This is a genomic window from Streptomyces gamaensis, from assembly GCF_042656465.1.
Taxonomy (GTDB): Bacteria; Actinomycetota; Actinomycetes; order Streptomycetales; family Streptomycetaceae; genus Streptomyces; species Streptomyces gamaensis.
In genome coordinates, this window is sequence record NZ_JBHSPB010000004.1 from 17,293 (window position 1) to 37,085 (window position 19,793).

20 protein-coding genes and 1 pseudogene are annotated in these 19,793 nt (G+C 72.9%); 10 read left to right on the forward strand and 11 right to left on the reverse strand.

The window, feature by feature from the left end; genetic code table 11:
- Positions 1–110: 110 nt before the first annotated feature.
- Entirely contained in the window at positions 111–266 is a 156-nt protein-coding gene (locus tag ACFP1Z_RS07315; RefSeq protein ID WP_390315088.1) for a hypothetical protein, read from the forward strand.
- Positions 267–442: 176 nt separating this feature from the next.
- On the opposite strand, the gene ACFP1Z_RS07320 is transcribed toward ACFP1Z_RS07315, so the two are convergent.
- The 3 genes from ACFP1Z_RS07320 to ACFP1Z_RS07330 all read right to left on the reverse strand — a co-directional run bounded on the left by ACFP1Z_RS07320 (position 443) and on the right by ACFP1Z_RS07330 (position 3,582).
- On the reverse strand, positions 443–1,414 hold the full coding sequence (locus tag ACFP1Z_RS07320; RefSeq protein ID WP_390315089.1) for a 3-oxoacyl-ACP reductase: 972 nt from the start codon (positions 1,412–1,414) through the stop codon (positions 443–445).
- A 47-nt stretch (positions 1,415–1,461) separates the two neighbouring features.
- Positions 1,462–2,538, reverse strand: coding sequence for an alcohol dehydrogenase catalytic domain-containing protein (locus tag ACFP1Z_RS07325; protein WP_390315090.1), 1,077 nt, complete (start codon positions 2,536–2,538; stop codon positions 1,462–1,464).
- Positions 2,539–2,718: 180 nt separating this feature from the next.
- Positions 2,719–3,582, reverse strand: coding sequence for a MaoC/PaaZ C-terminal domain-containing protein (locus tag ACFP1Z_RS07330; RefSeq protein ID WP_390315091.1), 864 nt, complete (start codon positions 3,580–3,582; stop codon positions 2,719–2,721).
- A gap of 199 nt (positions 3,583–3,781) precedes the next feature.
- On the opposite strand from ACFP1Z_RS07330, the gene ACFP1Z_RS07335 reads away from it, so the two are divergent.
- The 6 genes from ACFP1Z_RS07335 (at position 3,782) to ACFP1Z_RS07360 (ending at position 9,567) form a co-directional block, all read left to right on the forward strand.
- Entirely contained in the window at positions 3,782–5,044 is a 1,263-nt protein-coding gene (locus tag ACFP1Z_RS07335; protein ID WP_390315092.1) for a sensor histidine kinase, read from the forward strand.
- Positions 5,041–5,655, forward strand: a complete 615-nt coding sequence (locus tag ACFP1Z_RS07340) for a response regulator transcription factor (protein ID WP_390315093.1) — start codon at positions 5,041–5,043, stop codon at positions 5,653–5,655. Before ACFP1Z_RS07335 ends, ACFP1Z_RS07340 begins: the two co-directional genes overlap by 4 nt.
- A 106-nt stretch (positions 5,656–5,761) precedes the next feature.
- Positions 5,762–6,340, forward strand: coding sequence for a class I SAM-dependent methyltransferase (locus tag ACFP1Z_RS07345; protein WP_390315523.1), 579 nt, complete (start codon positions 5,762–5,764; stop codon positions 6,338–6,340).
- Positions 6,341–6,416: 76 nt separating this feature from the next.
- Positions 6,417–7,418, forward strand: coding sequence for an N-acetylmuramoyl-L-alanine amidase (locus ACFP1Z_RS07350; protein WP_390315094.1), 1,002 nt, complete (start codon positions 6,417–6,419; stop codon positions 7,416–7,418).
- Positions 7,419–7,558: 140 nt separating this feature from the next.
- Positions 7,559–8,404, forward strand: coding sequence for a hypothetical protein (locus tag ACFP1Z_RS07355; RefSeq protein ID WP_390315095.1), 846 nt, complete (start codon positions 7,559–7,561; stop codon positions 8,402–8,404).
- Between the two features lie 146 nt (positions 8,405–8,550).
- A complete protein-coding gene (locus tag ACFP1Z_RS07360; RefSeq protein WP_390315096.1) occupies positions 8,551–9,567 on the forward strand; it encodes an LLM class F420-dependent oxidoreductase in 1,017 nt (338 codons plus the stop codon).
- A 9-nt stretch (positions 9,568–9,576) separates the two neighbouring features.
- Here the strand turns inward: ACFP1Z_RS07360 and ACFP1Z_RS07365 are convergent, their stop codons facing one another.
- The 6 genes from ACFP1Z_RS07365 to ACFP1Z_RS07390 all read right to left on the reverse strand — a co-directional run bounded on the left by ACFP1Z_RS07365 (position 9,577) and on the right by ACFP1Z_RS07390 (position 16,382).
- Positions 9,577–11,007: a M1 family metallopeptidase gene (locus tag ACFP1Z_RS07365; protein WP_390315097.1), complete on the reverse strand. Its 1,431-nt coding sequence runs from the start codon at positions 11,005–11,007 to the stop codon at positions 9,577–9,579.
- A gap of 279 nt (positions 11,008–11,286) precedes the next feature.
- Positions 11,287–12,078, reverse strand: a complete 792-nt coding sequence (locus ACFP1Z_RS07370; RefSeq protein ID WP_390315098.1) for a maleylpyruvate isomerase N-terminal domain-containing protein — start codon at positions 12,076–12,078, stop codon at positions 11,287–11,289.
- An 88-nt stretch (positions 12,079–12,166) separates the two neighbouring features.
- The gene (locus tag ACFP1Z_RS07375; RefSeq protein ID WP_390315099.1) at positions 12,167–12,760 is read right to left on the reverse strand and encodes a hypothetical protein; all 594 of its coding nucleotides are present in this window, start codon (positions 12,758–12,760) and stop codon (positions 12,167–12,169) included.
- A gap of 236 nt (positions 12,761–12,996) precedes the next feature.
- Positions 12,997–14,133, reverse strand: a complete 1,137-nt coding sequence (locus ACFP1Z_RS07380; protein ID WP_390315100.1) for a prenyltransferase/squalene oxidase repeat-containing protein — start codon at positions 14,131–14,133, stop codon at positions 12,997–12,999.
- Positions 14,130–14,909 (reverse strand): class I SAM-dependent methyltransferase, encoded by a 780-nt coding sequence (locus ACFP1Z_RS07385; RefSeq protein ID WP_390315101.1) that lies wholly within the window; start codon positions 14,907–14,909, stop codon positions 14,130–14,132. The genes ACFP1Z_RS07380 and ACFP1Z_RS07385 overlap by 4 nt, the downstream gene beginning before the upstream one ends.
- A 63-nt stretch (positions 14,910–14,972) precedes the next feature.
- Positions 14,973–16,382 carry a glycosyltransferase family 4 protein gene (locus ACFP1Z_RS07390; protein ID WP_390315102.1) on the reverse strand — a complete coding sequence of 470 codons (1,410 nt, stop codon included), beginning with the start codon at positions 16,380–16,382 and terminating at the stop codon, positions 14,973–14,975.
- A gap of 382 nt (positions 16,383–16,764) precedes the next feature.
- On the opposite strand from ACFP1Z_RS07390, the gene ACFP1Z_RS07395 reads away from it, so the two are divergent.
- On the forward strand, positions 16,765–17,361 hold the full coding sequence (locus tag ACFP1Z_RS07395) for a TetR family transcriptional regulator (protein ID WP_390315103.1): 597 nt from the start codon (positions 16,765–16,767) through the stop codon (positions 17,359–17,361).
- A 21-nt stretch (positions 17,362–17,382) separates the two neighbouring features.
- On the opposite strand, the gene ACFP1Z_RS07400 is transcribed toward ACFP1Z_RS07395, so the two are convergent.
- Positions 17,383–17,994, reverse strand: a complete 612-nt coding sequence (locus ACFP1Z_RS07400) for an HD domain-containing protein (RefSeq protein WP_390315104.1) — start codon at positions 17,992–17,994, stop codon at positions 17,383–17,385.
- Positions 17,995–18,104: 110 nt separating this feature from the next.
- Positions 18,105–18,658: pseudogene (locus ACFP1Z_RS07405) on the reverse strand (transposase); the annotation flags it as partial.
- 299 nt (positions 18,659–18,957) lie between these two features.
- Between ACFP1Z_RS07405 and ACFP1Z_RS07410 the strand changes: the two are divergent.
- Together ACFP1Z_RS07410 and ACFP1Z_RS07415 are read left to right on the forward strand one after the other, a co-directional pair.
- Positions 18,958–19,332, forward strand: a complete 375-nt coding sequence (locus tag ACFP1Z_RS07410; RefSeq protein WP_390315105.1) for a hypothetical protein — start codon at positions 18,958–18,960, stop codon at positions 19,330–19,332.
- Between the two features lie 17 nt (positions 19,333–19,349).
- Positions 19,350–19,781, forward strand: coding sequence for a peptidase inhibitor family I36 protein (locus tag ACFP1Z_RS07415; RefSeq protein WP_390315106.1), 432 nt, complete (start codon positions 19,350–19,352; stop codon positions 19,779–19,781).
- Positions 19,782–19,793: the final 12 nt, after the last annotated feature.

The window sequence follows — 19,793 nt, forward strand, 5'->3', positions numbered from 1 at the left end:
TGCGTGTTGACGCCCCGCCGGTGCCGTCCGACGGCGTCGGCGCGGAGTGTGCCACGGCTGTGGCCCCCGAGGCGCCAGGCGATCCCCATCCGACGGAGTGACTTTTCCCCATGCCCGAAGCCCGAACCGACACGACCGAGGCGCGCCCCGTGGAGGCGTCCGCCCAGGCCGCAGCCGCCGGCTCCGGCAGGCACCGCGGTCCGCTCTCGCCGAACGACGAGTCCGGCCCCTCCTCCCACGGCAAGCACCGCCGCACGGCGGAGTGAACGGAGCGGCAACGCTCCGCTTCCCGGGCGTCGTTCCGGCCGGTACCGGCCGGGGCGGCGCCCGGTCCGCTGTCCGGCGCACCACCCCGCCGCACCACCCCATCGCCCGATCCCGCCGCGCACGGCTCCCGCTCCCGCACCCGGCACCGGCACCGGCACCGGCAGGGCTCAAGCCCTCACCCCCGCTCCCCCGGCGCCTCCCACACCCCCGTCGCCGCGTACGTCTCGTCCAGAGGCCGCTCCGCGAAGTACGGCGTGAGCAGCTCGTCCAGTTCCTCGATGCCGAAGGCATCCTTCGCGGTCGTGAACCGGGCCGCGATCCGGGGCCGTTCGACGACCGCGACCGTACCGCCGTGCACGATGAACAGCTGTCCGCTCACCCCGGCCGCGGCCGGTGACGCGAGGTAGCCGACGAGCGGTGAGACGTGCTCGGGGGCGAGCGGGTCCAGCGTCCCGGTCTCCTCCGCCCGCCCGGACGCGGCCGGTTTCGCCTCGCCGAAGAGGTCCTCGGTCATCCGGGTGCGCGCCCGGGGGCAGATCGCGTTGACGGTGACGCCGTACTTGCGCAGGGCGGCGGCCGTCGACGTCGTCAGTCCGACGATGCCGCCTTTGGCGGCGGCGTAGTTGGGCTGTCCGGCGGAGCCGACGAGGAACGCCTCGGAGGAGGTGTTGACGACGCGCCCGTACACCGGCCGGCCCGTCGCCTTCGCCTTGTCGCGCCAGTACGCGGCCGCGAACCGCAAAGTGTTGAAGTGGCCCTTGAGGTGGACGCGGACGACGGAGTCCCACTCGTCCTCGGTCATGGAGAAGAGCATCCGGTCGCGCAGGATGCCCGCGTTGTTGACGAGGATGTCGAGCGAGCCGCCCACGTCCAGGGCCAGTTCGACGAGTTCGCGGGCCTGCTCGAAGCTGCCGACGTCCCCGGCGTGCGCGGTGGCCCCGCCGCCGGCCGCGCGGATCGCGGCGGCGGTGTCCTCGGCGGGGGCGGCGGACGCCTCGCCGGTGCCGTCGCGGCCGGGCCGCCCGTGGTCGTTGACGACGACGTGCGCGCCCAGCCGGGCCAGTTCGAGGGCCTCGGCGCGGCCGAGTCCGCGCCCGGCGCCGGTGACGATCGCGGTCCTGCCCTGCAGGGGCAACGGTGCTGACATGGCGTTCCCCACTCCTCCCGTCCGCTCCGGCCCCGCCGGCCGGCCGTTCAGATCTCGATACAGGTGCGCAGCGCCTCTCCCGAACGCATCTGTGCCAGCGCGTCGTTGACGCCGGCGAGCGGGACGCGGTGGGTGACCAGGCCCGCGATGTCGATGCGGCCCGCGCGCCACAGGGAGACGGCGAGGTCGTAGGTGCGCCGGACGTCGCCGCCGCCGTACAGCGAGGGCAGGATCCGTTTCTCGTCGAGGAACAGCTCGAACATGTTGATACGGAAGTGGTCGTCGGCGGAGCCGGCGCCGATGACGCACAGGGTGCCGCCGCGCCGGGTCGCCTCGTAGGCGGCGCGGGCGGTGCCGGAGGTGCCGACGGCCTCGAAGACGCAGTCGAAGCCCTCGCCGCCGGTGATCCGGCGCCGGGCGTCGGCCAGCGCGTCGGGGTGGACGGCTTCCGTGGCGCCGAGGCGCAGTGCTCCCTCGCGGCGGCGCTCCACGGGGTCGACGGCGACGATCGTCGCGGCGCCCGCGATCCGGGCGCCCTGGACGGCGCTGACGCCGACGCCGCCGCAGCCGATGACGGCGACGGTCGAACCCGCGGGCACGCGGGCGGTGTTGAGGGCCGCGCCGAGGCCGGTGGTCACGCCGCAGCCGATGAGGGCGGCGATGTCGTAGGGCACGTCGTCGGGGACGGGCACGACGCAGGCGGCGGGGACGACGAGTTCCTCGGCGAAGGTGCCGGTGCCGGCGAAGCCGAACAACTCGCCGGTGCCGTTGCGGAAGTTGGGGGTGCCGATGTTCGCCCAGCCCGACAGGCACAGCCGGCCCTGGCCGCGCCGGCAGGCCGGGCAGCTGCCGCAGGAGGGCAGCCAGCACACCAGCGCCCGTTCGCCGGGGGTGACGTGGGTGACGCCGTCGCCGGCCGCCACGACGTCACCGGCGCCCTCGTGGCCGGGGACGAAGGGCGCGGGCTGCGGCAGGACGCCCGTCATGGCGGACAGGTCGGAGTGGCACAGCCCGGCGGCCCGCATGCGGATCCGGACCCGGCCGGGGCCGAAGCCGACCGCTTCCACGTCGTCGAGGACGTCGAGCTCGTCCCGGCCGGTCTCGCGCAGTACGGCGGCGCGCATGGTGCGGCTCCCTTCGCGGTTCCTGCTCGCGGGCGGCGGTTCTTTCCACTCTTTCCACGGGCTCTTTCCACGGGCCCTTTCCACGGACTCTTTCCACCGGCCGGCGCCGGGCCGGCGGTCCTGGGCGCGGCGGGGGCGCGGGGCGGGTACGGTCCGCGGGCGCACGGCCGCTGCCGCGCGTCAGGCGAGCGCGACGGCCGTGTCCGTCAGGACGGGCGCGTCCCCGCGCTCCACGGCGGTGACGGACACTTGCAGACTGCCCGGTTCCGGGCGCTCGCGCCAGATCCTCACCCGCAGGGTCTCGCCGGGGTGGACGACTCCGGCGAAGCGGGCGCTGTACGAGCGGACGCGGGTGACGTCGCCGTCGAGCGCGGTGTCGACGACGGCCTTGAGGGTGATGCCGTACGAGCACAGCCCGTGCAGGATGGGCCGCTCGAAGCCGGCGCGGCGCGCGAACTCGGGGTCGCAGTGCAGGGGGTTGTAGTCGCCGTTGAGGCGGTAGAGCAGTGCCTGGTCCTCGCGGACGGGCCGCTCGACGTCGATGTCGGGTTTCTCGTCGGGGAGTTGGATGCGGGCGGAGTCGCCCCGGGGGCCGCCGAATCCGCCCTCGCCCCTGACGTAGATGCCGCTCTCGCTCGTCCACAGCGGCCCGTCGGCGTCCGCGACGTCGGAGCGCAGCACGATCAGCGCGGCCTTGCCCTTGTCGTGGACGGCGGTGACGCGGGAGGTCTGGGTGGCGGAGCCCTGGACGGGCAGCGGCCGGTGCGCCTCGACGCGCTGGCTGCCGTGCAGTACGGCGGCCAGGTCGACGTCGATGCCGGGGGCGGACAGCCCGCCCGCGAGGGCCATGGTGCCGCCGGCGACGGTCGCGAAGCCGGGCAGGACGCGCAGCCGGTCCTCCAGGACGTAGCGCAGCTCGCCGGGGTCGGTGGCCGGGGTGCCCGCGCCGATGCCGAGGTGATAGAGCTGAACGTCCTTGGGCCCCCAGGCGATCGTGGTGGTGCGGGGCGCGGCGGAGAGGGCCTGGGCGGCGTCGATGGGCATCGGGGCTCCTTCGGCGTGGGCTTCGGTATCGGTAGAACACGTTCCAGCCGCTGGCCCGTACCTGTATAGCCGATCGGTGCGGGGGTGGGAAGGCCGCGTCGGTCCAGGGCGACGGCTCATGGCGTTCGGGACAAATGTCACGGACCACTGCTGACATCCGCGACTGCCCCGGCCGCCGGGGCGTCCTTAGGATCGAGGCATGAAAGAAGCCGAGGGGGACGCCGGACGGGCACACGACGCCGGGCGGACACAGGATTCCGGACGGGCGCAACTGGACAAACCGCCCGGCAAACTCGCTTTCCTGCCCTTCTTGTTCATGCTGTCCGGCGATGTGCAGGACCTGGCCGAGGGCAGGATGCCGCTGCCGTGGCTGGGCTGGCTGGGCGCCGTCGCCTTCGCCGGGCTGTACGGGGCGACGCTGCTGGCCGGGCTGGACAGGGCCCGGCTGGGCACCGCGCTGCCGCGCGTCCTGGTGGGGTGCCTGGCGGCGGTCACGTTCGCGCTGAACATCGGCTACAGCGGCGACTGGATCCTGTGCTTCCCCGTGCTCTCGCTCGCCACCGGCATCGTGCTGCGCGGCCAGCGGCCCCTGGGCTTCGCGGTGCTCGCCCTCTCGGGCGCGGCGGGCTTCGTCAGCGCGCAGACCGGGCACGGGATCGAGAGCGCCACCTCCATCGGCTACGGGACGCTGATGTCCGGCATGGTCACCGCCGCGATCCTGCGGCTCACCGAGACCGTGGCCGAACTGCGGGCCACCCGCGAGGAGTTGGCGCGCACCGCGGTCGAGCGGGAGCGGCTGCGTTTCTCCCGCGATCTGCACGACCTGCTGGGCCACACCATGTCCCTGATCGTGGTGAAGGCGGAGGCGGTGCGCCGGCTCGCCCCGCGTGACGCGGAGGCGGCCGCCGGGCACGCGGCCGACATCGAGGCGGTGGGCCGCCAGGCCCTCACCGAGATACGCGAGACGGTCACCAGCTACCGCGAGGGCAGCCTCGGCGCCGAACTCGACGGCGCCCGCTCCCTGTTGGACGCCTCCGGCATCACCGCCGACATCCGGCGCTCCGGCCCTCCGCTGCCCCCGCAGACCGCCGCCCTGCTGGGCTGGGTGGTGCGCGAGGGCGTCACCAATGTGGTGCGGCACAGCGGGGCGGCGCGCTGCGCCATCGACGTGCGCGGCACACCGGACACGGTGCGGCTGGAGATCACCGACGACGGGCGGGGCCCGGCCACCGCGGACGGCGGCGACCGGGGCGGCGCGGGCGGCAACGGTCTGAAGGGGCTCACCGAGCGGCTCGCGGCGGCCGGCGGCTCCCTGCGCCACGGGCCCGACGGGCGGCGCGGCTTCCGGCTCCTGGCCGAACTCCCGGTGGACGGGCCGGAGGAGCCGGGCCGCGAGGGCTCCGGCGCGGCGGCGGGCAGGACGCTCGTGGCGAGCGGAACCGGGAAGGGCGGGGCCGCGTGACCGAGGTCATCAGGATCCTCCTCGCCGAGGACCAGGGCATGATGCGGGGCGCGCTCGCGCTGCTGCTGGGCCTGGAGGAGGACATCGAGATCGTGGCGCAGGTCGGCACCGGCGAGGAGATCGTGCCGGCCGCGCTCGCGGCCCGGCCCGACGTGGCCCTGCTCGACATCGAACTGCCGGGCCGCAGCGGGCTCGACGCGGCCGCCGAGCTGCGGGAGCGGCTGCCGGAGTGCCGGGTGCTGATCCTGACGACCTTCGGCCGGCCCGGCTATCTGCGCCGGGCGATGGAGGCGGGCGCGTCCGGTTTCCTGGTCAAGGACGGCCCGGTGGAGGAGCTCGCGGCGGCGGTACGGCGCGTACTGGCCGGGGAGCGCGTCATCGACCCGGCCCTCGCGGCGGCCGCCCTGAGCGCGGGCCCCAATCCGCTGACCCCGCGCGAACGCGACGTCCTGACGGCGGCGTCGGACGGCACGACCGTCGCCGACATCGCGGCCCGCGTCCACCTCTCCCCGGCGACGGTCCGCAACTACCTGTCGGCGGCCATAGGCAAGACACAGACCCGCAACCGCATGGAAGCGGTGCGCGCCGCGCGGCAGAACGGCTGGCTGTAGCCGGACGGCTTGTGTCACCAGGGGTCGAGCCCCTGCCTCTCCCGAAAGGAATCCAGTGCCTCCCAAACCCGAGATCCTCGCCGCCTTCGAAGCGGCGAAAGGCTTCATGCCCGTCGACGAAGGGCTCGCCCTGTACTCCGCCGCCGAGGAGGCGGCCGCGCTCGGCCTGCCGCTGCTCGAAGTCGGCACGTACTGCGGGCGGTCGACGATCCTGCTGGCCGCCGCCGCGCGGGAGGCGGGCACGGTGGCGGTGACCGTGGACCACCACCGGGGCAGCGAGGAGCAGCAGCCGGGCTGGGAGTACCACGACGCCTCGCTCGTGGACGGCGCGGTGGGCCGGATGGACACCCTCCCCACGTTCCGCCGCACCCTGCACGCGGCGGGTCTGGAGGACCACGTCATCGCCGTCGTGGGCCGCTCGCCGCGGGTGGCGGCGGTGTGGGGGAAGCCGCTGGGCCTGGTGTTCGTCGACGGCGGCCACACGGACGAGCACGCGGCCGCGGACTACGAGGGCTGGGCCCCGCACCTCGCGCCGGGCGGACTGCTGGTGATCCACGACGTGTTCCCCGACCCGGCGGACGGCGGGCAGGCCCCGTACCGGATGTACCGCACGGCACTGGCGTCCGGGGTGTTCACGGAGCGCTCGGTCACGCGCTCGCTGCGCGTACTGCAGCGCGCCGCGTAGACCCCAAGTGCCCCACGCACACCGCTACTTCCTCGCGCCCTGCAGGCGGCGGCGTGCGCGGCGTTAGCATCGCCGGATGGACCGAGGCAGCTTCTCCCGCGGCGGCCTGCCGCGCATACCCCGTTCCGCGAGCACCGCTCTCGTCGTCGTGGCGGCCCTGCTGGCGGCGGGTTTCGCGGGCTGGCTGCTGTGGGACGCGAGCAACCGGCACGGCAGCGGCCGCCCGGTGGCGGCGGCCCCGGTCGCGGACTCCCCCGCGCCGGGGCCGCGCGCCTCGCTCGCCCCGCAGCCCGCGCACCCCACGGATCCGCCGCCGCCGGCCGAAACGCGGGCGGGCGCCCCCGCGTCCAGCCCCGCGCCCGCCGCCTCGTCCACCGACACGGGCAAGGGCCCGGCGGCCGGGGAGCGGCTCAGGGGCAAGGTCGTCGTCCTCGACCCCGGCCACAACATCCACAACCAGGAGCACCCCGCCGAGATCGACCGCCAGGTCGACGTGGGCAACGGCCGCAAGGAGTGCGACACGACGGGCACGTCCACGAACGCGGGCTACGCGGAGGCCGCGTTCAGTCTCGACGTGGCACATCGCGCGCGGGCGCTGCTGGAGGGCATGGGCGCGACGGTGACGCTGACCCACGACGGGGAGCGCCCGTACGGGCCGTGCGTGGACGAGCGGGCGGAGATCGGCAACCGGGCGCACGCGGACGCGGCGGTCTCGGTGCACGCGGACGGGGCGGCGGCCGGGGACCGGGGCTTCCATGTGATCCTGCCCGCACCGGTCAGGGCCGGGAAGGCGGACACCGCGTCGATCGTCGGCCCCTCGCGGGAGCTGGGGACGCGTCTGGTGAGCGGCTTCGCGGCGGCGACGGGCACGTCCCCGTCGAACTACATCGGCGCGGGCACGGGCCTGGACGTGCGCGGTGATCTCGGCGGCCTGAATCTCTCGGCCGTTCCCAAGGTTTTCCTGGAGTGCGGCAATATGCGCGACGCGCGGGACGCGGCGTTGCTGACCGATCCGGCATGGCGGCAGAAGGCGGCGCAGGGGATCGCCGACGGCATCGCCGCTTTCCTCCTCGACTGACATCCGCCCCCTCGATGGAGGTCCCCGGAGTAACAGCAGGCCACGGCGCTGTCACGGGGACGACACGAAGAAGACGCCCCGGCGGCTCAGGCGATAGGGTCACCGACCGGTTGTCGATCGAGACTGACGAAGGACTTCAGGTGAACATCCGCTCCCTCACGAGAGGCGACGGCGTGGTGATCGGAGCAGCGGTGTTGCTGTTCATCGCCTCGCTGCTCAATTTCTACTCCTACGAGTGCAACGGGCGCTCCTCGCTCTCGATCTGCCCGGCGGAGCCCAACGGCTGGAAGTCCGGTCTCTTCCCGGTCCTGCCGTCGATCTTCCTGGCCGGGATCATCGCGGCCGCGCTGATCGTCGCGTCGCGCTTCCAGCCGGAGGGCCGCAAGCTCGTGGGCCTGAGCCTGGACCAGTGGGGCACCGCGCTCGGCGTGTTCGCGGCCTGGTCCTCGCTGTGGACGATCGCGGGCGGCTCGGAGGGCGTCTCCCCGGGCCTGGGCCAGATCCTGGGGCTCCTCGCGAACCTGGTGATCGCGGCGACGGCGCTGCTCGCCCCGCGCACCCCGGCCCTCAAGGCCCCGCTGCTGGGCGCCCCGGCGCAGCCGGCGCCCGCGTACGGGGGCACGGGCCAGATGCAGGGCTACGGCTACCCGAACCCGGGTGCCGCCGCCCCGTACGGCGCGCAGCAGCCCTACCAGGCGCAGCCGGACGCGGGCCCGGCCACCGGCGCGCAGCAGCAGGAGCCGCAGCAGCCGGCCCAGGCGGCGCAGCCGGGACCGGGCGCGCAGGCGGCCTTCGCGCCGTTCTGGTTCGCGGTGCCGGTGACCCGCCCGATCTACGCGGAGGACGGCTCGCAGGCGCAGGTCGCCGAGCTGACGCCGGGCACCTGGTACCTGGCGGTGGACCAGCGCGGTCAGGCGCTCGTCGCGCAGACGCAGGACGGGCGGCGCGGTGTGCTGCACGACACGACGGGCATTCAGCGCGGCTGAGGCGCGCGGTTCGTCGGTGACGGGCCGCCGGGGTACTCCCCGGCGGGCCGTCGTCGTCTTTGGTGCCGGCGGGCGGCCTTGTGCGGGGCACCCGGCGCCCGTAGAGTCACCCCCTCGAATCTGACGCCTCGTCAGAGGAGGGTGTCATGCGACTCGGCCTCGCGCTCGGCTACTGGGGGCGCGGCCCCGACCCCCGGCACCTGCCCCTCGTCCGCGCCGCGGAGCGGCTGGGCTACGACTCGGTGTGGACGGCCGAGTCCTGGGGCTCCGACGCGTTCACGACGCTGACGTGGATCGCCGCGCACACCGAGCGGATCCGCCTCGGCACGGCGGTCGCGCAGATGGCCGCCCGCACCCCCACCGCGACGGCCATGCACGCGCTGACCCTCGACCACCTCAGCGGCGGCCGGCTGCTGCTGGGCCTGGGCCTGTCGGGGCCGCAGGTCGTGGAGGGCTGGTACGGGCGCCCCTTCCCCGACAGCCCGCTGACCGCGACCCGCGAGTACGTGGCCGTCGTCCGCCAAGTGCTGCGCCGCGAGGGCCCGGTACGGCTCGACGGCCGCTACTGCCCGCTGCCCTACCGGGGCCCCGGGGCACGGGGACTGGGCAGAGCGCTCAAGCCCATCACCCACCCGCTGCGCGCGGACATCCCCGTCCTGCTCGGCGCCGAGGGCCCGCGCAACATCGCGCAGACCGTCCGGATCGCCGACGGCTGGCTGCCGTTGTACTGGTCGCCGACCCGTACGGACCTGTACGCGCCCGCGCTCGCCGGGGCCCGCGAGGGCTTCCTGGTGGCGCCGCTCGCTCAGGCGCGGCTGTGCGAGGACGTCGCCGCGGGCCTGCGCCCGGTCCGGGCGATGCTCGGCTTCTACGTCGGCGGCATGGGCCACCCGAAGGCCGACTTCCACGCCCGCCTCATGGCCCGCATGGGGTTTCCCGAAGCGGCGGAGCGGGTGCGGGAGTTGTTCGCCGCCGGGCGGCGGGACGAGGCCGTCGCGGCGGTACCGGAGGAGTTCGCCGACGAGATCTCCCTCGTCGGCCCCCGGGCCCGGCTCGCCCGCCGACTCGCGCTGTGGCGCGCGGGCCCCGTCACCGATCTGCTGGTCACCGCCCCGGACCCGGCGACCCTGCGGGCACTCGCCGAGCTCAACGCGCCCGCCTGAGCGGGCCGTTCAGGGTGCGGCGGGCCTGCCCTGCGTGTACAGCCAGGTCCGGAAGAGCTCGCCGAGGTCCTTGCCGGACTTCTTCTCGCACAGCGCGACGAACTCGGCGGTGTCGACGTTGCCGTAGCGGTGCTCGGACGTCCAGGTCCGCACGATGTCGAAGAACGTCGCGTCACCGACGGTCTGCCGCACCTTGTGCAGCACCATCGCGCCGCGCCCGTACACCGGCGAGTCGGAGATCGTCACCGGGGTCGGATCACCGGGCGGGAAGTCCCAAATGCCCTTGCTCTCGGGGTCCTTGCCGTCGTAATGGTCGTCGAAGATCTGCTGCACACCGCGGCCGCCGTGGGCCTCCTCCCACATCCACTCCGCGTACTGCGCGAAGCTCTCGTTGAGCCACATGTCCTTCCAGGTGCGCGGCGTGACCGAGTCACCGAACCACTGGTGCGCCAGCTCGTGCACCACGAGCTTGTCGGACGGCGCCGAGTCGAAGTACGGCTTGGTCTGGGTCTCCAGCGCGTAGTCGATATAGGCGTTGTGGTCCAGCACGGCCCCGGCGGAGGAGAAGGGGTACGGGCCGAACATCCCGCTCTCCCACGCGAGGACCTCGGGCAGCAGCTTCTCCAGCCGGGCACCGGCCTCGGTCTCCTCGGGGTGCACCGCCAGATACACGGGCAGACCGTCGGCCCTGGTCTCGGTCACCTTGAACGGGGAGATCGCGACGGACGCCAGATAGCTGGCCATCGGCTCCGGGTTGTGCCAGGCGAACGTGGCCCTCCCGCCGTGGACGTCCTTGCGCTTGAGCTCCCCGTTGGCCACGGCCGTGTAGTCGGCGGGCACGGTCACCGTGACGTCGTAGGTGGCCTTGTCGGACGGGTGGTGGTTGCCGGGGAACCAGGTCATCGAGCCGGTGGGCTCGCCGAGCGCGACCGCGCCGTCGTCGGTCTCGACCCAGCCCTCGGTCGACTCGCCGTCCGCGTCGGTGACGTCCTTGGGAACGCCGTCGTAGACGACGACCGTCTCGAAGTCGCTCCCCTTGCCGACGGACGAGCGCGGCGTCACCGTCAGCTTGTCGCCGGCACGGGAAGTACGGGCGGGCTGTCCGTCGACGGTGGCGCTGCGCACCTTCAGCCCCTTGAAGTCGAACGTGACCGAGCCGAGATCCTGCGCGGCGCGGGCGCTGATCGCGGCGGTACCGCGCAGGTGGTTGCCCTCGGGCTCGTAGTCGAGGGTGAGGCCGTAGTGCCGGACGTGATACCCGGCGTCGCCCAGCTTCGGGAACAGGGGGTCGCCGACTCCGGTGGCCCGGGGCTTACCACTGGCGTGGCCGCCGCCGCCTGTGCCGCCTGTGCCGCCGCAGGCGGTGACGAGTACGAGCAGGGCGGGGGCGAGGAGGTGGGCGAGGCGGTGCGGGTGGCGCCGGGCGGTTATGTCGGCCATACCGGAAATGCTCTCACCTGCGGTGGGGGTGGGCATCGGGGAGTGCGGCCGCCCGGCGGGTTTTTCCCCTACCCGCCCCTTCCCGAAACTGGGGGCTCCGCCCCCAGACCCCCGGTCCTCAAACTCCCCCAGAGGGGGTGCCCCCAGCGGGCTTGAATTCGCGGCTCGGCCGCACAATCAAGCCCGTCCGGCGATTGAGGACGAGCGGCGCAGCCGCGACCGATGGCAGGCAACTCCCACCCGCACCCGGCAACGGCCCGCGCCCGCTCAGAAGCTCGCTCAGAAGCTCGCCCGCTCCAGCCACCCCTCCAGCACCGCACGGTCGCCGGTCACCTCGATGCCCTCGCCGGACGGCGAACGGCGCCGGTAGAGGACCAGAAGCACATCCGTGAGGGGCCCCCGTACCGCCACCGAGGACTTCTCGTGGGCCCGACGCCAGGCGATCGTCTCTCCGGTGAGGTCGATGACCCACTCCGCCTCCAGTTCGGGGGCGGCGTCCGTGGCGTGGACATGGATCGTGTGCCCCTGCCCCAGCACCTCCTTGAGCTGCGGCTTGAACGCCAGGGCCACGGGGCTGGAGACGATCGCCAGCCACTCGTCGAAGCAGTCGACGGCCAGCGCGGGGTCGTCGATGCCGAACGCGGCGCCCGTGGCCAGCGCGACGTCCGCGCGGTGGATCACCGTCTCGTGGGCCATGCGGCGGGCCCAGAACGCGGCGTCGCCCGGCCCGGCGAAGGTCCACACGGGGGTGTCCGGCCCCGCCTCGCGCAGGGTGCGGGCCAGCGTCTCGGCGCCCTCCGCGAGCCACGCGTCGTAGGCGGCGAGGTCGTCCCCCTCGGGCATCTCGACCGACTCGCGGATCTTGGCGATGTCGTACTCGGCGGCACGCGTCCGCACGATCTCCTCGGCGCCCCGGTGGGCCTGGCCGATGTGGTTCAGCAGCTCCGCGAGGGTCCACTCGGGGCACGTGGGCACGGCGGCGGAGAGATCCGCGCCGCGCAGCGCCTCCCGCACCAGGGCGGTCTGGGCGACGATCTCCGAACAGTAACGCTCATGCGTAAAGGCGGTCATGGCCCCACTGTAGGCGCGGGCACCGACAACACCCTTGCCGGGTGGGCGGATTCGGCCCTTCCGCCCGTCAGCCCTTCTGGACGGCCCGTCAGCCCTTCTGGATGTCGGAGTAGGAGGGCACCTGGTCCGTGACGGGCGCGCCCGCGCTCTTGCCGGCGTCCTTCACACTGCCGATGACCTTGTCGAAGGAGTTGGCGTCGCTGTCGCCCGCCTCGCCCTTGCGGAACTTGGTGGTCAGCCCCTTGAGCGAGTCGACGCCGGAGGTGAGGGGGGCGACGGCCTTGGCGAGGGTGGGGTCGCCCTTGGCGTTGTTGATGGCCGCCTTGAAGCGGTTGTACGAGAACGTGCCGGCGAGCCCCGCCTTGATCAGCGCGCTGGTACGGCCGTTGGCGCCCTTCTTGAACGCGCCGTTGCGGTACGGCTTGATGATCCACTGGTAGGCGGCGCCCGACGCGAGCCCGGCGTTGGCCACGAACCGGGTCTTGGCGAACTTCTGCCGCTCCGCCGAGTTCGTGGGCGTCGCCTCGGCGCCCGCGCCCGCGTTGTTCTTCTTCTCCTTGCCGCCGCAGGCCGTACCGGTCAGCAGCAGCCCGCACACCAGCGGCAGGGCCACGGCGGCACGGCGGACGCGGGCGGCGGAACGGCTGCGGCTGTGCTGACGCACTCGGGCGCGCTGGGACACGGTGACCTCCAAGGGCCGGTCGGGCTCCACAGCCCGGGCGCGGAACGCGGGCTCCCCGCCAGGGTCACCGCTGGCGGGCCCGTCCGCATCCGGATTCGCCCGTACGGATGGTCGCGTGGCGCGCGCGTACGTGCCGGGTCGCGCGCCCGGCACACGGAGACGGCACGCGGCGCGCCCGCGTCCGTACCCGCCGACCCTCAGCACCACCCGTCAGCACTGCCCGTCAGCTCAGTCCGTCAGCGCAGCCCGTCCACGGGCAGCCCGTGACAGCAGGCGGACGCGTCCGACGGCCCGGGTTCCAGCCCGGCGGGCAGGAGTTCACCGCCGAAGACGGTGGTGGTGGCCTCGTCGCCGCCGAGGGCGGCGGCCGCGAGCAGCAGCGAGCCGGCGGTCCAGCTGGTGCGCTCCTCCGGCCACAGCGCGTCGTCGTCGAAGACGTAGCCGGTCCAGTACAGCCCGTCCTCGGCGCGCAGGCGCTGGATCCAGCGCAGGATCGCGACGGCCCGGTCGGACTCGCCCATCACCCACAGCGCGAGGGCGAGTTCGCAGCTCTCGCCGCCGGTGACCCAGGGGTTGGGCAGGACGCAGCGCACGCCGAGGCCGGGGACGACGAAGGCGTCCCAGCCCTCCTCGATGCGTTCCTTGGCTGCGGCGCCGGTGAGGGCGCCGCCGAGCACCGGGTAGTACCAGTCCATGGAGTAGCGGCTCTTGTCGAGGAACCGCTCGGGGTGGTGGCGTATGGCGTGCGCGAGCCGGCCGGTGGCCAGTTCCCAGCCGGGCTGCGGCTCCTCGCGGTGCTCGGCGATCGCCAGTCCGCAGCGCAGCGCCTGGTGGATCGAGGAGCAGCCGGTGAGCAGCGCGTCGGCCACGGCGGCCCCGCCGTCCTCCTCGGCCTCTCGTTTCCAGCCGATCTGCCCGCCGGGCCGCTGGAGTCGCAGGACGAACTCGATCGCGGCGCGCACGGTGGGCCACATGCGGTCGAGGAAGGCGTCGTCGCCGGTGGAGAGGTAGTGGTGCCAGACGCCGACGGCGACGTAGGCGGTGAAGTTGGTCTCCCGGCCCCGGTCGGTGGGGGCGTGCGCGTCGCCGTCGGCGTAGGCGGCGTACCAGGAGCCGTCGGGGTTCTGGTGCTCGGCGAGCCAGCGGTAGGCGGCCTCGGCGCGGGCGTGCTCGCCGGCGGTGTCCAGGGCCATGGCGGCCTCGACGTGGTCCCAGGGGTCGAGGTGGTGGCCCCGGAACCAGGGTATGGCGCCGTCGGGGCGCTGGAGTGCGGCGATCCCGGCGACCGTACGGGTCACCTGGGCGGTGGTGAGGACTCCGGGCAGCGCGAGGCGTTCGATGCGGCTGTGGGGGCCGCAGGGGGGAGGCGTCACGCCCGGGCCTTCCGGGGGGCGCGGGCGCGCTTCGCGGGGGCGGCCGGGCGCGGCTCCTCGCGCGGGTGCGGCTTGGTGGCGTAGGCGACGAAGCTTTTGCCGATCAGCGGGTTGAGCGCCTGTTCGGCGAGGCGGGTGGCCCGGGGCTTGCGCATGATGTCCCAGACCAGCAGCTTGTGGTAGGCGCGGACGGGGAGCGCCTTGTCGTTGTCGACGCCGAAGGCGCACTTGAGCCACCAGTAGGGGCTGTGCAGGGCGTGCGCGTGGTGGGTGCCGTACGGGCGCAGGCCGGCCTCGCGCATCCGCTCCAGGAGTTCCTCGCCCCGGTAGATGCGGATGTGGCCGCCCTCGACCTCGTGGTAGGCGTCCGACAGGGCCCAGCACACCTTCTCGGGGCCGTAGCGGGGCACGGTCACGGCGATCCGGCCGCCGGGCCGCAGCACGCGCACCATTTCGGCGAGTACGCCCTTGTCGTCGGGTATGTGCTCCATGACCTCGGAGATGATGACGACGTCGAAGCTGTCGTCGGGGAACGGCAGCGCGAGGGCGTCGCCCTCCATGGCGACGGCGCTCGCGCCCTCGGGGGCCTCCCCGGCCTCCTTCATGGCGGCGAACCACTTGGCGACCTCGCGGATCTCCTCGCCGTCGCGGTCCAGGGCCACGACCTTCGCGCCGCGCCGGTAGCACTCGAAGGCGTGCCGGCCCGCGCCGCAGCCCAGGTCGAGGACGCGGTCGCCTGCGGCGAGCGGGAAGCGGGAGAAGTCGACGGTCAGCACGGGCTCTGCTTTCGCTTGGCGGGGCGGGCGGGGCGGGCTTTCGTTCGTGCGGCTGGGCGGGCGTCAGACGCGGGTGGGCGCGCGGCGCGCCGCGGTGATGGCCGCGCGGTAGTGCTCGGCCGTGCCGATGGCCGCCCGGCGCCAGGTGAAGCGGGCGAGAACGCGTTCGCGGCCCGCCGCGCCGAGCCGCTGCCGCAAGTGCTCGTTGGCCAGGAGCCGTTCGAGCCCGGAGGCGAGCGCTCCGGGGTCGCCGGGCGGTACGGCCAGGCAGGTCTCGCCGTCGGGTCCGGCGACCTCGGGGATGGCGCCGCCGGTGGTGGCCAGCAGCGGGGTCCCGGTGGCCATGGCCTCGGCGGCGGGCAGCGAGAAGCCCTCGTACAGCGAGGGCACGCAGGCGATCTGCGCGGAGCGCACCAGGCCGGCGAGTTCGGCGTCGCTGATGCCCTTGACGAACTCGACGGCGCCGTCGAGCCCGCAGCGGCGGATCGCGGTGGCGACGGGCCCGGAGCCGGGCCGTTTGCCGACGACGACCAGGTGCGCGTGGGGGTGCCGGGCGCGGACGACGGCCAGGGCCTCCACGAGGTGCACGAGCCCCTTGAGGGGGACGTCCGCGCTGGAGGTGGTGACGATACGGCCGGGGACCTCCGCGACGGCGGGGTCGGGGGAGAACAGTTCGGTGTCGGCGCCTATCGGCACCACGTGCACGCGCCGCGGGTCGACCCCGAGGTGCGTGACGATCTCCTGACGGGAGGAGCCGGAGACCGTGAGGACGCTCGGCAGCCGCCGGGCGACACGTTTCTGCATGCGGGTGAAGCCGTACCAACGGCGCACGGAGGCCCGGCGTTTCCAGTCGGCGGCCGCGTCGAGGTCGAGCTTGCGGTCGACGGTGACGGGGTGGTGGATCGTGGTGACCAGGGGCGCGCCGAGCGCCTCGGGGCCGCCGAGGAGGCCGTAGCCGAGGGTCTGGTTGTCGTGGACGACGTCGAACTCCCCCCGGCGGGCGGCGAGATGCCGGCGGGCGCGCAGCGAGAAGGTCAGCGGCTCGGGGAAGCCGCCGGTCCACATCGTGGACACCTCCAGCGCGTCGATCCAGTCGCGGAACTCCTCGCGGCGGGGGGTGCGGAAGGGGTCGGGCTGCCGGTACAGGTCGAGGCTGGGCAGCTCGGTGAGCCGGACGCCGCCGGGCGCGGCGGGGTCGGGGTCGTCCAGGACGGGGTACGGCTGGGCGCCGATGACCTCCACGGAGTGCCCGAGCGCGGCGAGTTCGCGGGCGAGGTGGCGTACGTACACGCCCTGCCCGCCGCAGAACGGATTGCCCTTGTACGTCAGGAGCGCGATGCGCAGGGGGCGGTCGGCGTCGGGGCCGGCGCGGAGGCTGTCGGCGTCGGGGCCGGTGTCCGGGCCGGTGTCGGGGCGGGGTGCCGCCGCTCGGTACGGACCGGGCCCGACGATCTCGGCGGTCTCAGCGGTCACTCACGGCCCCCTTCTCCCTGAAGTTCAGCGGGAGCGTAACCCTCGCGTTCAGCTGGAACAAGTTCCACAGGGGATCGGCCGGTGACTTGCTCGGGGACGCCCGACAAGTCCCGAAGATACCGGGGTGGACGGGGCCACGGGCCGACCGATGAAGTTGAAACAGGTTTCACCGGATGCGCGGGGGTGCCGTGCCCTGCCATGATGCACGGTGAGCGCTGCCGGACGTACGTACCTCCCGCCCTGCCTCCCGGGACTCCCGCCGTCCCCGGGACCCGTACCTGCCGCTCCCGGGGGACTCCCGCAGCCCCTGGGACACCTGCCACCCCCGGGACCCCCGCCGTCCCTGGGACACCAGTCGACGCAACGCACCGAAGTGGGACGAATGACCGCAGAACCGAAGGCGGCACCACAGCCCTTGACCGAGCGTCAGGCCGCGCGCCGCAGCCGCATCCTGCACGCCACGGCCCGGCTCGCGAGCCGGGGCGGCTTCGACGCGGTACAGATGCGCGAGGTCGCGGAATCGGCCGAGGTGGCCCTCGGCACGCTCTACCGCTACTTCCCCTCCAAAGTGCACCTGCTGGTCGCCACCATGCACGACCAGCTCCAGCACCTCCACGACACCCTGCGCAAACGCCCGCCCACCGAGGCCGATCCCGCCGCGCGGGTCTCCCAGACCCTGATGCGGGCCTTTCGCGCGATGCAGCGCGAACCGCACCTCGCCGACGCGATGGTCCGCGCCCTCACCTTCGCCGACCGCTCGGTGAGCTCGGAGGTCGACGCGGTGTCGAGACTGACGACAGCCATCATCCTCGACGCCATGCGCCTCCCCACCCGCCCCACCCCCGAACAGCTCTCCGCGATCCGCGTCATCGAGCACACCTGGCACTCGGCACTGATCACCTGGCTGTCCGGGAGGGCGTCGATCGCGCAAGTGCGGGTGGACATCGAGACGGTGTGCCGCCTGCTGACGGCAGCGTGACCCGCCTTTCGGGGGTACCGCTCAGGGGGCGGCGGGGAGCAGCCCTTGCCGTACGGCGGCGTCCCGTACCTCGGTGTACAGCGCGGTGAGCGTCTCGCTCACGGCCAGGCGCGGGAGTTGCAGCGCGTCCAGCGCGGCGGCGTCGGCGCCGACGTCCTGCCAGCCCTGGCCGGTGAGATACCGCATGAGCGCGGGATTGAGCCGGTCGACACCGCGCACGAGGCGGGCTTCGGGGGTGACCCCGTCCTCGTACTCCCGCCACACGGCGAGGAGTTCATCCCCGAGCGGACCGGGCAGCGCCCCGAAGCGACGCTCGGCGATCTCCTGCTCCTTACGGGCCTTCTCCTCGCTCCGGCCCGCGTCGTTCCGCGTGACCCACGCCGAGGGGTCGCCGGCCTCGATCTCCGCGAGATCGTGCACGAGACACATCTTCACCATCCGCTCCAGATCGAGCACGTGCCCGCATTCACGCTCGAACTCCCGGTGCAGGACCCAGACGGTGAGAGCCAGGTGCCAGGAGTGCTCGGCGACGCTCTCCTTGCGGTCGGGGGTGGCGTTGTTGTGGCGGGTGACGTCGCGGAGGCGGGCGCTGAAGGAGAGGAAGTCGAGGAGTTGGGGGAGGTGGGTTTGCATGGGGGCACGGTACCGGGGCCGCACCCCGGCGGCGGATGCGGCACCAGAAGCGCCTCGTAGCCCGCGAAGCGTTCCGTCCCGCATCCGCTCGCGCACCTCTCGACGCCTTGGGTGAGTTTGCCCTGGGGCGGCCGGCGTTTGGGGGTGGTGACCCACTCGCCCGCGCCGGTGTAGGCCATGTCGGCGAGGATGGGGACGCCCTGGCGCTCGCAGATCCTGATGATCTTGTGGGTGCGGGCGGCGGTCAGGCCGTGCGTTCGACCGGGCAGGGCGGGTGAGAGCCACAGCGTGCGACCGGCCGGATCCGTGACGACCTGCACGTTCACGCCGTGCCGCTTGTGCTTCGTCGAATAGTCCGCGTGCCCGTCGTCGACCCGGTCGCACTCCGCGAGCGTGCCGTCCACGAGAACGTACTCAGGGTCTGTCTCGCATAGGACCTTCAGCAGACCCGGTGCCTTGTCGGCCAGGTGCTCGACGACGGTGGTGACGTACGCGTGGGCGGTGCCGACGGAGATACGGAAACCCGCGGCGAGTTGAGCCATGGGATCGTGCCGACGCAGGCATGCCAAAGCGATCACCGCACGCTCCGACGGCCGGAGTTTGCAGCGGCGACCACCCTCACGGGTGCGTGCGGCAGGTCGAGTGCGGCAGGATACGGGACCAACAGGGCCCCTACGAGGGAGAGTTGAGACCCAGACACTTCCCTTAACGGCACGGGAGCCCTGTGCGTTGCCTACGGTCCCGCCATCACTCGCCGGGGGTCACCCTGAAAACCCTCACTGGCTGGATCTTGCGTATCCGTGGCCAACGAAAGCACTTGCGGCACTGCCACTCCAGGGCTACCGTCCATGCCGTCAAGCATCAACTTTCCCACACATCAACCAAGTTGGTGTACTTGCACATGGGCATCGAGGGATCATGACGGGCTTAGGTGTCGCACGGTTTCGCTGTACCGCGCTTGCCGTGATTCTGGCCGCAGCCCTGGCGGCGTGCCACTCGCAGCCGGAAGGCAACGATGCAGCGCCTTCGGCCAGCGCCATGAAGGTCCGCGATGCATGGGCCCGGGTCCAAGCGCAAAGCGTGGGCGGCTGCACCCCCAGCCACTGCGCCCAGTATCTGACGGACACCTTAGGGGCCTTTGACGCCTTCCTCCTGGCTATGAAGGCCAGCTCCAAGGGGGCGGACCATTTCAAAGAACCCATAGCGCTGCTCGAAGATCTCCAAAAGAAGATTCCGCAGAGGTCCGCACCTCAGCTGGAGAAGAATAGGCCTCTTATTGAATCCACCGTATCCCGGCTTCAGGCATTCATGAGTCGTCATCCCGACGACTACAGATAAGGGGAAAGGGGACCGAGATGGTATTCACGCGAATGAATCGTGCAGTCAGGACGGCGGCAGTCGGCGCGGCGGCCGTTGCCTTGTTTACGGCATTCCAGATTCCGGCGCATGCCAGCGACAAGGACGGCAGATGTGAGTCTGGGGAGGTGTGCCTGTACGAGAACAGATCCTGGCAGGGAGGCCTGTTCGACGACAATGGGTGGCTGCAGGACTATGCCGGCTACACGTTCGCCGGCACCGGGGATCCTATCGATAACAACGTAGCCTCCGTCATCAACAATAACAGCAGCATGTACTGGCGGGGATGGCAGTACAAGGGCAACTCGGGCTGGCATTTCGATATCAACAAGCGCGGCCAGTGCGGTGAAGGTTGCGACCACTTCGACAGGTGGTCTGAACTTCCGCCAGGGATCAAGAACGCTCTCAGCTCCCACGAGTGGTACTACTAAGAGACGAGGTGT

What these genes read in the sequence shown, in the direction of transcription:
- ACFP1Z_RS07315 (WP_390315088.1), top strand. Translation starts at nt 111, where the DNA reads ATGCCCGAAGCCCGAACCGACACGACCGAGGCGCGCCCCGTGGAGGCG.
- ACFP1Z_RS07320 (WP_390315089.1), bottom strand. Translation starts at nt 1,414, where the DNA reads ATGTCAGCACCGTTGCCCCTGCAGGGCAGGACCGCGATCGTCACCGGC.
- ACFP1Z_RS07325 (WP_390315090.1), bottom strand. Translation starts at nt 2,538, where the DNA reads ATGCGCGCCGCCGTACTGCGCGAGACCGGCCGGGACGAGCTCGACGTC.
- ACFP1Z_RS07330 (WP_390315091.1), bottom strand. Translation starts at nt 3,582, where the DNA reads ATGCCCATCGACGCCGCCCAGGCCCTCTCCGCCGCGCCCCGCACCACC.
- ACFP1Z_RS07335 (WP_390315092.1), top strand. Translation starts at nt 3,782, where the DNA reads ATGAAAGAAGCCGAGGGGGACGCCGGACGGGCACACGACGCCGGGCGG.
- ACFP1Z_RS07345 (WP_390315523.1), top strand. Translation starts at nt 5,762, where the DNA reads ATGCCCGTCGACGAAGGGCTCGCCCTGTACTCCGCCGCCGAGGAGGCG.
- ACFP1Z_RS07350 (WP_390315094.1), top strand. Translation starts at nt 6,417, where the DNA reads ATGGACCGAGGCAGCTTCTCCCGCGGCGGCCTGCCGCGCATACCCCGT.
- ACFP1Z_RS07360 (WP_390315096.1), top strand. Translation starts at nt 8,551, where the DNA reads ATGCGACTCGGCCTCGCGCTCGGCTACTGGGGGCGCGGCCCCGACCCC.
- ACFP1Z_RS07365 (WP_390315097.1), bottom strand. Translation starts at nt 11,007, where the DNA reads ATGGCCGACATAACCGCCCGGCGCCACCCGCACCGCCTCGCCCACCTC.
- ACFP1Z_RS07370 (WP_390315098.1), bottom strand. Translation starts at nt 12,078, where the DNA reads ATGACCGCCTTTACGCATGAGCGTTACTGTTCGGAGATCGTCGCCCAG.
- ACFP1Z_RS07395 (WP_390315103.1), top strand. Translation starts at nt 16,765, where the DNA reads ATGACCGCAGAACCGAAGGCGGCACCACAGCCCTTGACCGAGCGTCAG.
- ACFP1Z_RS07400 (WP_390315104.1), bottom strand. Translation starts at nt 17,994, where the DNA reads ATGCAAACCCACCTCCCCCAACTCCTCGACTTCCTCTCCTTCAGCGCC.
- ACFP1Z_RS07415 (WP_390315106.1), top strand. Translation starts at nt 19,350, where the DNA reads ATGGTATTCACGCGAATGAATCGTGCAGTCAGGACGGCGGCAGTCGGC.